We start from the raw sequence: 12,959 nt of genomic DNA, 5'->3' as shown, positions 1-12,959 counted from the left end.
CCCCGGCCGCCGGCACCGCCGGTGGTAGGTTGAGCCTGCCGCTCACACCGTGCGGGAGAGTCCCCGGCACTGCCGGCCGGGGCGCCGAAGGGGCAATTCTCCCCAGAACCTCTCAGGCGCAAGGGACCGCACGGGACAGGCACCTCTGGAGGGTCCACCGACCCGACAGAGGGGGAGGACGCCAGCATCGTCTGCCCTCCGGAGGACCTTCGTGAGCACGCCAGCCCTTCCCGCCTTCGCCGCCCGCCACATCGGCCCCCGCGAGTCCGACCTCGCCGGGATGCTCAAGGTCGTCGGGCGCGAGTCGCTCGAGGACCTCCTCGCCGCCGCCGTGCCGGACGGCATCCGGTTCGAGGGCGTCCTCGACGTCGAGGCCGCCGGCTCCGAGGCGGCCGTCATCGGCGAGCTGGGCGAGGTCGCGGCCCGCAACCGCGTCGTCCCGTCGCTCATGGGCCTCGGGTACTACGGCACCCTGACGCCGGCCGTCATCCAGCGCAACGTCCTCGAGAACCCCGCCTGGTACACGGCCTACACGCCCTACCAGCCCGAGATCTCGCAGGGCCGCCTCGAGGCGCTCCTCAACTTCCAGACCGTCGTCGCCGACCTCACCGGCCTGCCGACCGCCGGCGCCTCGCTGCTCGACGAGGGCACCGCGGCGGCCGAGGCGATGACGCTGATGCGCCGCTCCTCGAAGGCCGCCGGCGACGCCGTGCTGCTCGTCGACGCGGCCGTCTTCCCGCAGACGCTCGCCGTCGTGCGCACCCGCGCCGTGCCGCTCGGGCTCGACGTCGTCGTCGCCGACCTCACCGAGGTGGGGTCGGCCGAGGCGCTGCGCACCGCCGCCGGCGACCGCGACGTCTTCGGCGTCCTGCTCCAGTACCCGGCCGCGGACGGCCGCCTCCACGACCTGCGGGCCGTCGCCGACGCCGCGCACGCGGCCGGCGCGCTCGTCACCGCCGCCGCCGACCTGCTCGCCCTCACCCTCGCCACCCCGCCGGGGGAGTGGGGCGCCGACGTCGCCGTCGGCACGACCCAGCGCTTCGGGGTGCCGATGGGCTTCGGTGGCCCGCACGCCGGTTACATGAGCGTGCGTGCCGGGCTCGAGCGCACGCTGCCCGGCCGTCTCGTCGGCGTCTCCGTCGACGCCGACGGCGCGCCGGCCTACCGCCTGGCCCTCCAGACCCGCGAGCAGCACATCCGTCGCGAGAAGGCGACCTCGAACATCTGCACCGCGCAGGTGCTGCTCGCCGTCATGGCGAGCATGTACGCGGTCTACCACGGCCCCGACGGCCTGCGCGCCATCGCGCTGCGGGTGCACGCGCACGCCGTGGCCCTCGCCGAGGCGCTGCGCGCCGCCGGCGTCGAGGTCGCCGACGTGCCGTTCTTCGACACCCTCGCGCTGCACGTGCCGGGGCGTGCCGACACCGTCGTGGCCGCAGCCCTCGCCGAGGGGGTCAACCTCTGGCAGCACGACGACGACACCGTCTGGCTGAGCGTCGACGAGACCACCGACACGACCGTGCTGGGGAAGGTGGCCCGCGCCCTCGGCGCCACGGCCCCCGAGCGGGTCGAGGTCGCCGCGCCGGCGTGGCCCGAGGCGCTCGTGCGCACCTCCGAGTACCTCACCCACCCGGTCTTCTCGGCGCACCGCTCCGAGACCGCGATGCTGCGCTACCTGCGCCGGCTCGCCGACCGCGACTTCGCGCTCGACCGCGGGATGATCCCGCTCGGCTCCTGCACGATGAAGCTCAACGCGACGACCGAGATGGTCGCGGTCACCTGGCCCGAGTTCGCGAACCTGCACCCCTTCGCGCCGCACGAGCAGACCCGCGGCATCCGCGGCCTCGTCGACGAGCTCTCGGAGTGGCTCTGCGAGGTCACCGGGTACGACGCGGTCTCGCTGCAGCCGAACGCGGGCAGCCAGGGCGAGCTCTCCGGTCTGCTGGCCATCGCCGCCTACCACCGCGCGAACGGCGACGACGCGCGTCGCGTCTGCCTCATCCCGAGCAGCGCCCACGGCACGAACGCCGCGAGCGCGGTCATGGCGGGGATGAAGGTCGTCGTCGTCGGCACCGACCCGGTGTCGGGCAACGTCGACCTCGACGACCTGCGCGCCAAGATCGAGCAGCACCGCGACACCCTCGCCGCGATCATGGTCACCTACCCCTCGACGCACGGGGTCTTCGAGGACACGATCACCGAGCTCTGCGGGCTCGTCCACGACGCCGGCGGCCAGGTCTACGTCGACGGCGCCAACCTCAACGCGCTCGTCGGGCTCGCCCGGCCGGGCAGGTTCGGGGCGGACGTCTCGCACCTCAACCTGCACAAGACCTTCTGCATCCCGCACGGCGGCGGTGGCCCCGGCGTCGGCCCGGTCGCGTGCCGCGAGCACCTCGCGCCGTACCTGCCGAACCACCCGCTCGACGCGGCGGCCGGCCCCGAGACCGGCGTCGGCCCGGTCGCGGCGGCGCCGTACGGCTCGGCGAGCATCCTGCCGATCTCGTGGGCGTACGTCCGGCTCATGGGCGGCGAGGGCCTGCGCCACGCGACCGAGGTCGCCGTCCTCAACGCCAACTACGTCGCCGCGCGGCTGCGCGACCACTACCCGGTGCTCTACTCCGGCGCCGGCGGCCTCGTCGCCCACGAGTGCATCCTCGACCTGCGGGGCATCACGAAGGAGACCGGCGTCACCGTCGACGACGTCGCCAAGCGCCTCGTCGACTTCGGCTTCCACGCCCCGACGATGTCCTTCCCCGTCGCGGGCACGCTCATGGTCGAGCCGACCGAGAGCGAGGACCTCCAGGAGATCGACCGGTTCTGCGACGCGATGATCGCCATCCGCCGCGAGATCGACGAGGTCGCCGCGGGTTCGGTGGCCGTCGCCGACAGCGTGCTGCGCCAGGCGCCGCACACGGCCGTCTCCCTCGTGGGGGAGTGGGACCACCCGTACGACCGGAGGACCGCCGCCTACCCCGACGGCGTCGACGCGACGGCGAAGTACTGGCCGCCGGTGCGCCGCATCGACGGCGCGTACGGCGACCGGCACCTCATCTGCTCGTGCCCCTCGCCGGAGGCGTTCGAGGACTGAGGCCCTAGGCCGCGGGGGCGGCGTCACCGGCACGGACGGTGACGCCGCTCCCGGACACCCCCTTGGTCACGACGACCTGGTGGGTGATGCGCGAGCGCAGGTCGGCGACGTGGCTGACGACGCCGACGGCGCGTCCGCCCTCGCGCAGCCCGTCGAGCACCGAGACGACCTGCTCGAGGCTGTCGTCGTCGAGGCTGCCGAACCCCTCGTCGACGAAGAGCGTGCCGAGGTCGAGCCCGCCGACCTCCTCGCGGACGGCGTCGGCGAGGCCGAGCGCGAGGGCGAGGGAGGCCATGAACGCCTCGCCGCCGGAGAGCGTGGCGGTGTCGCGGACGCGGCCGGTCCACTGGTCGAGGACCTTGAGGCCGAGCCCGGACCGCGCGCCGCGCGCCGCGCGGTCGTCGGAGTGCTCGAGCAGGTAGCGGCCGGCGCCCATGACGGCGAGCCGCTCGTTGGCCAGGGCGGCGACCTTCTCGAGGCGGGCGGCGAGCACGAACGCGCTGAGGCGCATCCGCAGGGTGTTGTCCGCGCCGGTCCCGGCGACGGTGTCGGCGAGGTCGCGCACCCGCGCGTGGCGCTCGGCGAGGCGGACGACGAGCGCGGCCTGCTCCGCCAGCGCGGGGCGCAGGCGGTCCAGGGCGCGGCCGGCGCGCACGAGGACGTCGTGGGCCGCGCTGCCGGCGAGGACGGCGCGCCGGGCGGCGCCGTGGGCCTCGACCAGCGCCGCGAGGTCGGGTGCCGGGGAGGCGAGGGCGGCCGCGACGTCAGGGTCGTCGAGCACGGCGAGGGCGGCGGCGCGGTCGCGGCCGTGCGCGAGGACGAGGTCGCGCAGCCGGTCCGTCTCGGCGACCGGGAGGAGCGCGGCGGCCACGTCGTCGACGGCGGCGAACCCGGCCTCGTCGAGGGCGGCCTCGAGGGCGGCGGCCGCCTCGTCCCGGCGCTGGTGCGCGGCCGCCAGGGCCTCCTGCTCCCGCGCGAGGGACGTGAGCAGCCGGTGCACGGACCGGTGGTGGGCGGGCTCGGTGCCGCGGCACGGGCAGTCGGCGTGCGCGGCGAGGCCCTCGGACAGCCGGTCGCGGACGGCCTCGGCCTCGGCGGTGACCTCGCCGAGCCGCTCCTCGAGCGTGCCGAGCGCCGTCGCGGTCTGCTCGACGAGGGCGGACAGGCGGTCGGCCTCGGCCGCGGCCCGGGCCTGCTCGGCGGTGGCCTCGGCGAGGCGCTGCTCGGCGGCGCGGGCCTGCGCGAGGGACGCGGTGGCCGCGTCGCGCGCCGCCACGACCGTGGCGCGGTCGGCGCCGTCGAGCACCTCGAGGCGGGTGCGGACGGCGGCGTCGAGGGCGCCCGCGCGGGCCTCGAGCCCGGAGAGCGTGGCGCGCGCGGCGGCGGCCTCGTCCTCGGCGGCGGCCAGCTGCTGCGGTGTGACGGGGTCCGTGGCGTGGGCGGGCCGCGGGTGCTCGGTGCCGCCGCAGACCGGGCACGGCTCCCCGTCGGCGAGCGCGGTCGCGAGCTCGGCAGCCATCTCGTCGAGGCGGCGCTGGCGCAGCGCGATGAGCTCCGCGAGCCGGTCGGAGAGGGCCTCGCGGGCCGCGAGCAGCGCCGGGTCGAGGGCGGCGCGCACGGCGCGGTCGGCCTCGACCTCGTCGAGCAGGGCGAGCCGGCGCTCCTCCTCGGCGACCGCGGCGCCGAGGTCGGTGGTGCGCCCGCCCTCGACGCTGAGCCGGGTGACGAGGGCGGCGGCGTCCGCGGCGAGCGTGCGCGCGGTCGGGAGGTCGAGCAGGAGCCGCGCGTGGCGGGCCCGGAGGGTCTCGGCCCGGGCGGTGCCCTCCGCCAGCGCCGTGGCGAGGTCGCGAGCGGCCTCGGTGTGCCGGGCGACGGCGGCGACGGTGTCGTCGAGGGCGGCGACCCGCTCGGCGAGGAGGTCGGCGTCGTCGCCGGCCTCGACCCCGAGGTCCGCGACGCGGCGACGGCCGTCCCCCACGGCGCGCTCGAGGTCGGTGGCCTCGCGCCCGAGCCGCTCGACCGCGGCGAGGTGGCCGCGCAGGCCGGCGGCGCGGTCGGCGGCCTCGAGCCGCCTGGTGCGTGCCTCGTGCTCGGGGGCGGCGGCCTCCAGCGCGTCGAGCCGGGCCTTGGCCGCCTCGCCCCGGGCGCGGGCCGCGGCGACGGCCCGGCCGTCGGCGAGCGCCTGCTGGGCGGCGCCCTCGGCGCCCTCGGACGTGTCGAGGGCGGCCAGCGAGCCGGTGAGGCGCTCGGCGAGGTCGGCGGTGACGGCACCGAGCCGGTCCGCCAGCTGCTCGAGGGGGCCCTCGGCGAGGGCGGTGTCGGCGTCGGCCGTCGCGAGCGGCTCGAGGGCGTCCGCGAGCCGCAGCAGGTCGGCGTCCAGCGCCGAGCGGGCCTCGTCGAGCTCCGCGGCGCCGGTGCGACGGGTGTCGGCCAGCCACTGCTCGACGTCGGAGTACACGCCGATGTCGAAGAGCCGCTCGAGCAGCGCGCGTCGCTCCTCGGGCTCGGCGCGCAGGAAGCGCGCGAACTCGCCCTGGGGGAGCAGCACGACGGTGGAGAACTGCTGCAGGCCCATCCCGAGCAGGTCCTTGACGACGTCGGCGACCTCGTCGTGCCGGGTGCTCAGCGCCTCCCAGCGCCCGGACCGCAGCGCCTCGAGGACGACCGAGGGCTGCACCCGGGTCGTGCCGTCGCCGCGCCGCTTGGGGCGGTACCACTCGGGGGAGCGGGTGATGCGCAGCCGCCGGCCGGCGACCGTCACCTCGAGGACGACCTCGGGCGGGGTCCCGGGGTCGGCGTGGTCGGAGCGCAGCGAGCGCCGCGAGCGGCTGCCCGGGACGTCGGCGTAGAGGGCGAAGCAGACGGCGTCGAGGAGGCTGGTCTTGCCGGCCCCGGTCGGGCCGTGGACGAGGAAGAGCCCCGCCGAGGCGGCGGCGTCGAGGTCGACGTCGACCCGCCCGGCGAAGGGCCCGAAGGCCTGGACCTGGAGGCGGTGGATCCTCACGCCGCGCCCGCTCCCCGGCTCGAGGCGACGCCCTCGTCGTCGGCGAGGCCGCGCGCGACGCGCGCCGCGGTGACGGCCTCGTCGAGCAGCCCTCGCTCCTCCTCGTCGGCGGGGCGCCCGCCCCGGACGTGGTCGAGGAAGTCGCAGCAGACGTCGACGACGGAGGCCGCCTGCACCCGCGCCGCGTAGGAGCGCAGCGGCACGGCGGCGCCCTCGGGCTCGAAGCGCAGCTCGAGGGTGTGCGGGAAGCGCCGGCGCACCCGCTCCATCGCCCCGAGCGGGCGGGCGGGGTCGGTGAGTGTCACCTGGCACCACGCGCGCTCCGCCGGCGTGTGCCGCGGGTCGGCGAGCAGGTCCTCGAGGGTGCCGCGCAGCACCGCGAGGGGACGCTCCACCGGCGCGTCGACCTCGGTGGCGACGAGCTCCGCCCCGCCGAGGTCGACGAGCAGGGCACCCTTGCGGTGGCTGTGCTCGCTGAAGCTCATGGCGACGGGGGAGCCGCTGTAGCGCACGGTGTCGGAGACGCGCTGGCGCCCGTGCAGGTGCCCGAGGGCCGCGTAGTCGACCCCGTCGAGGACGTCGAGCGGCACGGCGGCCACCCCGCCGACCGAGATGTCGCGCTCGGAGTCGCTGGAGAACCCCCCGGAGACGAAGGCGTGGGCCATGACGACGGTGCGCCCGCCGCGGGTCGCCGCGTCGGCGCGCACGCGGTCGAGGGCCGCCCGGAGCACCGCGGCGTGGGTGCGCTCGGGGGCACCGAGGGCGTCGGCGACGAGGGCGGGCTCGAGGTAGGGGAGGGGGTGGACGGCGACGTCGCCGACGAGCACCGGCCGGCCGACGTCGGCGACGGAGGTGCGGATGTGCACGCCGGCGCGCTCGAGCAGGCCCGAGGCGAACCCGAGCCGCACCGCCGAGTCGTGGTTGCCGCTGGAGACGACGACCTGCGCACCCGCGTCGACGACCCGCTCGAGGGTCTGCGACAGCAGCGCGACCGTGTCGGGAGCCGGCATCGCCCGGTCGTAGACGTCGCCGCTGACGAGGACGGCGTCGACCCGCTCGGCGCGCACGACCTCGACGAGGTGGTCGAGGTGGGCCGCCTGGGCAGCGAGGAGCCCGACCCCGTGGAACGAGCGTCCCAGGTGCCAGTCGGAGGTGTGGAGGAACCGCACGGGGTCCACGCTAGGAGACACCCCCGACAGCCCCGTGGACCGAAACGCGGCTCCGGCTTCCGCGCCCCCACCGGATGTGGTTGGTTGTCGTCATGGGTGCGGAGGTCACGGCGCAGAGCTACTCGCGCGAGGAGCGTCAGCGGTACCGCGAGAAGGTGCGGCAGAACCTCGACGTCTTCGAGCGGATGCTCACGACGAGCTCGTTCGAGTTCGACCGGCCGATGACCGGTCTCGAGATCGAGCTCAACCTCGTCGACGAGCAGCAGGACCCGCACTTCCACAACGCGGCCGTCCTCGAGGCCATCGCGGACCCCGGCTACCAGACCGAGCTGGCGCGCTACAACATCGAGCTCAACGTGCCGCCGCGGCCGCTGCCGGGCGACTCCGCGATCGAGCTCGAGCACGACCTGCGCGAGAGCCTCAACGCCGCCGACCAGGCGGCCAAGGAGGTGGGCTCGAAGATCGTCGCGATCGGCATCCTCCCGACGATCATGCCCGAGCACTACGAGGGCGACTGGATCAGCGCGAACAACCGCTACACCGCGCTCAACGACTCGATCGTCCTGGCCCGCGGCGAGGACGTCTACCTCGACATCGAGGGCCCGACGGGGGAGCGGGTGGCGACGTACTGCTCCTCGATCGCCCCCGAGTCGGCGTGCACCTCGGTCCAGCTGCACCTCCAGGTCGCGCCGCACGAGTTCGCGCAGCACTGGAACGCGGCCCAGGCGCTGTCGTCGGTGCAGCTGGCCCTGGCCGCCAACAGCCCGTACTTCTTCGGCAAGCGGCTGCACGCCGAGACGCGCATCGAGCTGTTCAGCCAGGCCACCGACACCCGCCCCATCGAGCTGAAGAACCAGGGCGTGCGCCCGCGCGTCTTCTTCGGCGAGCGCTGGATCACCTCCATCTTCGACCTGTTCGAGGAGAACGTCCGCTACTTCCCGACCCTCCTCGCCGAGATCACCGACGAGGACCCGATGGCCAAGCTCGAGGCCGGCGTCGCGCCCGAGCTCGCGGAGCTGCGCCTGCACAACGGCACGGTCTACCGCTGGAACCGCCCGATCTACGACATCGTCGGCGGCACCCCGCACCTGCGCGTCGAGAACCGCGTCCTGCCCGCCGGCCCGACGATCGCCGACGTCCTCGCGAACGCCGCGTTCTACTACGGCGCGGTGCGCCACCTCGCGGCCGCCGACCGGCCGGTGTGGACGAAGATGAGCTTCGCCGCGTGCGCCGACAACTTCGAGCGGGCGGCCCGCTCGGGGATGGACGCGCGCCTGTACTGGCCGGGCTTCGGCGAGGTCTCGGCCGACGAGCTCGTCCTGCGCCACCTGCTGCCGATGGCCCACGAGGGGCTGCGGTCGTGGGGGGTCTCGGACGCCGTGCGCGAGCGCTACCTCGGCATCATCGAGGGCCGGGCCACGACCGGTGTCAACGGCGCCGAGTGGCAGACCCGCACCGTCGAGCACCTCGAGGCGCAGGGGCACGGCCGCCGCGACGCGCTGCGCCGGATGCTCGCCCGCTACTCCGAGCTGATGGACTCCAACGAGCCGGTGCACACCTGGCCGCTGCCGTAGGGCGTCAGCCGGTGGGCCGGTCGCGCGCGTTCCAGGCGAGGATGGCCGGGCGGTCGTGCTCCTGCCCGAGGACGCACAGCGCCCCCGCGTCGAGGACGACGCAGGCCCCGAACCGCGGCTCCTGCCGCAGGTAGGTCGCGGTGAGGACGCGCAGGGCGTGGCCGTGCCCGACGAGGACGACGTCGCCCGTGGCGAGGTCGGGCTCCACCCGCTGCAGCACCCGCGAGGCCCGCGCCGCGACCTCCTCGACGGTCTCGCCGGGGGTGTCGCCGGGCACCACGCCGTCCTCGAACACCGTCCACGCGTCGCCGCCCCGCTGCTCGCGCACCTGGGGGGTCGTCAGCCCCTCGTAGCCCCCGTAGTCCCACTCGTGCAGGTCCGGGTCGAGCCGGTCCACCCGCAGCCCGGCCAGCTCGGCGGTGCGTCGGGCGCGCTGGAGCGGGGAGGAGACGACGAGGGCGACGTCGAAGGCGCCGAGCGGCCCGCGCAGCGCCGCGGCGTCGCGCTCGCCCGCCGAGGTCAGCGGCAGGTCGGTGCGACCGGTGTGCCGTCCGGTGGCGGACCACTCGGTCTCGCCGTGGCGGAGCAGGACGAGGCGGCCGCGCGAGGACATGCCCGCATCCTTCCAGCCCCCGGGTGACAGGATGGCGCCCGCGGCCGGCGGACGTCGGCCCCGGACGCGAGAGGACGGAGCAGGCATGGTGCAGCCCCAGGAGGAGACCGGCGGGACCGGCCTCGGCCACCGCAGCGTGTCGATGACCCGCGTCGGCAAGGGTCTCTACGAGGTGACCAACGAGCGCGGCGGGACGATGCTCGTCGGGGGCGGCGGCGACTCGCCGGACTTCACGCCGGTCGAGCTCTTCCTCGTCTCGATGGCCGCCTGCAGCGCGACCGACGTCGACTTCATCACGAGCCGGATCGCCGAGCCGACGTCCTTCGACGTCGTGTCCGAGGGCGAGAAGAGCAAGGACGAGGGCGGCAACCACCTCTCCGACATCGAGATCACCTTCCGCGTGCGCTTCCCCGAGGGCGCCGACGGCGACCGCGCCCGCGCGCGCCTGCCGCGGGCCATCGCCCAGAGCGGGGACCGCCTCTGCACCGTCTCGCGCACCGTGCAGCGTGGTGCCCCGGTGACGTACCACGAGGACTGACGCGGGCCTAGGCTGACGGGATGGCGCGCTACCTCGACGTCCACCCGGTCGACCCCCAGCCGCGCTCGATCGCGCAGACCGTCGCCGTGCTCGACGAGGGCGGGCTCGTCGCGTACCCCACCGACTCCGGCTACGCGCTCGGGGCCCGGATGGGTGACCAGCAGGCCAAGGAGCGGATCCGGACGATCCGCCGCCTCGACGACCGCCACCACTACACGCTCGTCTGCCGGGACTTCGCCCAGCTCGGGCAGCTGGTCCACGTCGACAACCACGTCTTCCGCGCGGTCAAGGCGGCCACCCCCGGGCCGTACACGTTCATCCTCCCGGCGACGCACGAGGTGCCCCGGCGGCTGCTGCACCCGAAGAAGCGCACGGTCGGCGTCCGCATCCCCGAGCACCCCGTCGTGCGCGCGCTGCTCGCGGCGCTCGGTGAGCCGATGCTCTCCTCGACGCTCATCCTCCCCGGCGAGAGCGAGCCGATGACCGACGGCTGGAGCGTCAAGGAGGAGCTCGACCACGTCGTCGACGTCGTCATCGACTCGGGGGAGTGCGGCACCGAGCCCACGACGGTCGTCGACTTCACCGGCGCCGACCCGTCGGGCGAGGTCGTCCGCCAGGGGGCCGGGGCCTGGCCCGCGCGCTGAGCGAGCCCCCGGGGAATGGTTGTCGGCGTCGCGCCGGACCGGGGTACCCACGGCCTGCGGCGCGACGCCGACGGGTCTGTGCGCCTCGGCGCCGGTGAGCCGGCCGGCGCCGAGGCGGCGGTCGGTGGTCGGTCCCCGGCCGCGGCCGGAGGGGGAGGACAGGCGGCACCTCGAGGGTGCCGGGCCTGCGGCCCGAGGACCTGCTGACCACCTGCCGACAACGCTATCGCCGGTGGGTCAGGCGGTGGCCAGCGTGGCGTCAGGAGTCGGTCAGGGTTGCGAACAGTTCGGTCAAGGACGGGTCCGCAGGCGGTCTCAGCCCTGCTCCTCGCCGCGCAGGACGGCGAGGACGCGGGCGTCGATGCCGCCGGCGGCGTGCCGGTTCTCGAGGTTGGCCTCGCCCATCCACGCCTCGAGCGCGCCCTCGACCTCGCCGGGAAGGCCGAGTGCGGCGAGGCGGGCTCCGACCTCGTCACGCAGCTCGCCGCTCAGCGGCCGCACGTCCTGCGCCGTGCCGAAGTACAGCGTCGAGAGGCCGTGCAGGCGGGCGAGCTCGGTCGTCGCGTCCGGGTGGTCGTCGACCCGCAGGTCCGCGACGACGCCGCTCGCGTCGTAGCCGGCGCCCGGGGCGCGCACGAGGAGGGCCGCACTCTGCCGGCCGCGGGAGTCGCCACCGGCCGCGTCGCCCGCCAGCAGCACCGCCATGAGCCGGGTCTCCAGCGGCAGGTCCCCCTGCGCTCGCCAGGCGGTGACCATCGCCTCGACGACCTCCGGCCCGGTGAGGATGTTGCCCTGCACGGCGAAGGCCGTACGCCCGTCCCCCTCGGCCTCGCCACCGGCCCACGTCATGCAGCCGGAGCCGGTGAACGTCGCGGCGCCGTCGGGGCCGACGACCCCGACCTGGCGGTCCTCGTGGCCGGGGTCGGCCGCGGTGGCCGCGGCGAGGACGGCGGACGTGGCCTCGCCGGCGCGCAGCCCGGCCTCGAGCTCGTCGAGGTAGGCGACGCGGGCCATCGCCTGGGTCGCGACGGCGCAGACACCGGGGACGACCCGGGGCACGACGGAGCCGACGGCGAGAAACTTGCTGGCGACGGCGACGCCCCAGGCGTCCCCGTCGCGGGCGGCGATGGAGAAGGTCATGCCCCGACCCTAGGTCGGCGCCGGGGACGGGGGTGGGTCAGGCGCGCTCGAGGAGCAGGACGGTCTCGACGTGCCGGGTCTGCGGGAACATGTCGACGACGCGCCCCTCCCGGACGGCGAAGGACGGCATCGCGCCGAGGTCGCGGGCGAGGGTGTCGACGTTGCAGCTGGAGTACACGACGTGGCGGGCCGGCGAGGCCTCGAGCCGGGCGGCGAGGTCGGCGCCGATGCCCCGTCGCGGCGGGTTGACGACGACGAGGTCGGGGTCGCCGGGCACGCCGTCGGTCGCGTCCCCGGCGGTGAAGGTGATGTCGAGACCCGCTGTGCCCGAACACATCTCGTCGGCCGAGGCCTGGGCGGCCGCGACCGCCTCGGACGACACCTCGACGCCCGTGACGCGGCGGCCGGGGGTCGCGAGGTGCAGCGCGAAGCCGCCCACGCCGCAGTAGAGGTCGGTGACGGCGGTGGGGGAGAGGCGGTCGGCCCACTCCGCCGCCTGGGCGTAGAGGGCGGTGGCGACCGTGGTGTTGGTCTGGAAGAACGCGCGCGGCCCGAGCCGCAGCGTGACCCCCCCGAGGCGCATCGGCAGCACCGCCTCGTCGGTGAGCACGACCTCCGTCTCGCCCTCGAGCACGGCCTTGTGCTCGGGGTGGAGGTTGACGGTGACGACGCGCGCCGACGGCAGCGCCTCTCGCAGGTCCGGCAGGAGCCGACGCACGGACTGCAGCCCCTCCTGCGTCCGGACGACGAAGCGCACGAGGTGCTCGCCGTCGGGGGAGTGGGTCACGAGCAGGTGCTTGAGCTCGCCGCGGCGGGCCGGGACGTCGTAGGGCACGACGCGGTGCTCGGCGAGGAGGCGGTGCAGCGGGTCGAAGGTCGTCGACAGGCCGGGTTCGTAGAGGCCGCAACGGCGCAGGTCGACACCACGGCCGCCGGGGTCGAGGATGCCGAGCGTCGGGCGCCCGGCGCTGCCGCCGACGACGAGCTTGGCCTTGTTGCGGAAGTGCGACGCGGGGGAGCGCACCGGCTCGAGCCAGGTCGTGGCGCCGGTGTGCGCCGCGAGCGTGCTGCGGACGTGCCGGACCTTCTCCGCCAGCTGCTCGGCGTAGGGCGTGCCCATGAGGGTGCACGAGCGGCACCGGCCGGCGTCGTAGTAGTCGCACTGCATCGCGGGACAGCGTACGGCGGC

General features: G+C 75.6%; 9 protein-coding genes and 1 riboswitch. Of the genes, 4 read left to right on the top strand and 5 right to left on the bottom strand.

Annotated features, from left to right (window positions below):
- Positions 1-42 precede the first annotated feature (42 nt).
- Positions 43-139, top strand: a riboswitch (glycine riboswitch).
- A gap of 72 nt (positions 140-211) precedes the next feature.
- The gene (gcvP, locus tag KMZ30_RS02780; protein ID WP_215511674.1) at positions 212-3,088 is read left to right on the top strand and encodes an aminomethyl-transferring glycine dehydrogenase; all 2,877 of its coding nucleotides are present in this window, start codon (positions 212-214) and stop codon (positions 3,086-3,088) included.
- A 4-nt stretch (positions 3,089-3,092) separates the two neighbouring features.
- Here the strand turns inward: gcvP and KMZ30_RS22215 are convergent, their stop codons facing one another.
- Positions 3,093-6,092: an AAA family ATPase gene (locus tag KMZ30_RS22215; RefSeq protein ID WP_215519851.1), complete on the bottom strand. Its 3,000-nt coding sequence runs from the start codon at positions 6,090-6,092 to the stop codon at positions 3,093-3,095.
- Complete coding sequence (locus KMZ30_RS02770) at positions 6,089-7,261, bottom strand: exonuclease SbcCD subunit D (protein ID WP_215511676.1); 1,173 nt, start codon at positions 7,259-7,261, stop codon at positions 6,089-6,091. The genes KMZ30_RS22215 and KMZ30_RS02770 overlap by 4 nt, the downstream gene beginning before the upstream one ends.
- Positions 7,262-7,353: 92 nt before the next feature.
- On the opposite strand from KMZ30_RS02770, the gene KMZ30_RS02765 reads away from it, so the two are divergent.
- Positions 7,354-8,835, top strand: coding sequence for a glutamate-cysteine ligase family protein (locus tag KMZ30_RS02765; protein ID WP_030529160.1), 1,482 nt, complete (start codon positions 7,354-7,356; stop codon positions 8,833-8,835).
- Between the two features lie 4 nt (positions 8,836-8,839).
- Here KMZ30_RS02765 and KMZ30_RS02760 read toward each other — a convergent pair whose 3' ends face one another.
- Positions 8,840-9,448: a histidine phosphatase family protein gene (locus KMZ30_RS02760; protein ID WP_215511677.1), complete on the bottom strand. Its 609-nt coding sequence runs from the start codon at positions 9,446-9,448 to the stop codon at positions 8,840-8,842.
- Between the two features lie 85 nt (positions 9,449-9,533).
- Here KMZ30_RS02760 and KMZ30_RS02755 point away from each other — a divergent pair, with 85 nt between their 5' ends.
- Together KMZ30_RS02755 and KMZ30_RS02750 are read left to right on the top strand one after the other, a co-directional pair.
- Positions 9,534-9,986, top strand: coding sequence for an OsmC family protein (locus tag KMZ30_RS02755; RefSeq protein ID WP_215511678.1), 453 nt, complete (start codon positions 9,534-9,536; stop codon positions 9,984-9,986).
- 20 nt (positions 9,987-10,006) lie between these two features.
- Positions 10,007-10,630 carry an L-threonylcarbamoyladenylate synthase gene (locus tag KMZ30_RS02750; RefSeq protein WP_207021746.1) on the top strand — a complete coding sequence of 208 codons (624 nt, stop codon included), beginning with the start codon at positions 10,007-10,009 and terminating at the stop codon, positions 10,628-10,630.
- A 315-nt stretch (positions 10,631-10,945) separates the two neighbouring features.
- Here KMZ30_RS02750 and KMZ30_RS02745 read toward each other — a convergent pair whose 3' ends face one another.
- Together KMZ30_RS02745 and KMZ30_RS02740 are read right to left on the bottom strand one after the other, a co-directional pair.
- Positions 10,946-11,770 (bottom strand): DUF1028 domain-containing protein, encoded by an 825-nt coding sequence (locus KMZ30_RS02745; protein WP_215511680.1) that lies wholly within the window; start codon positions 11,768-11,770, stop codon positions 10,946-10,948.
- 37 nt (positions 11,771-11,807) lie between these two features.
- Positions 11,808-12,938: a methyltransferase domain-containing protein gene (locus tag KMZ30_RS02740; protein WP_215511681.1), complete on the bottom strand. Its 1,131-nt coding sequence runs from the start codon at positions 12,936-12,938 to the stop codon at positions 11,808-11,810.
- Between the last annotated feature and the right edge of the window lie 21 nt (positions 12,939-12,959).

The sequence above is a fragment of the Phycicoccus mangrovi genome (genome assembly GCF_018729305.1).
GTDB classification, from domain to species: Bacteria; Actinomycetota; Actinomycetes; order Actinomycetales; family Dermatophilaceae; genus Phycicoccus; species Phycicoccus jejuensis.
The sequence above is the reverse complement of the archived record's forward strand: the minus strand, read 5'-3'. Positions and strand labels throughout refer to the sequence as shown.

Coding starts and splice junctions, on each gene's coding strand:
- KMZ30_RS02765 (WP_030529160.1), top strand. CDS start 7,354: ATGGGTGCGGAGGTCACGGCGCAGAGCTACTCGCGCGAGGAGCGTCAG.
- KMZ30_RS02760 (WP_215511677.1), bottom strand. CDS start 9,448: ATGTCCTCGCGCGGCCGCCTCGTCCTGCTCCGCCACGGCGAGACCGAG.
- KMZ30_RS02755 (WP_215511678.1), top strand. CDS start 9,534: ATGGTGCAGCCCCAGGAGGAGACCGGCGGGACCGGCCTCGGCCACCGC.
- KMZ30_RS02750 (WP_207021746.1), top strand. CDS start 10,007: ATGGCGCGCTACCTCGACGTCCACCCGGTCGACCCCCAGCCGCGCTCG.
- KMZ30_RS02745 (WP_215511680.1), bottom strand. CDS start 11,770: ATGACCTTCTCCATCGCCGCCCGCGACGGGGACGCCTGGGGCGTCGCC.
- KMZ30_RS02740 (WP_215511681.1), bottom strand. CDS start 12,938: ATGCAGTGCGACTACTACGACGCCGGCCGGTGCCGCTCGTGCACCCTC.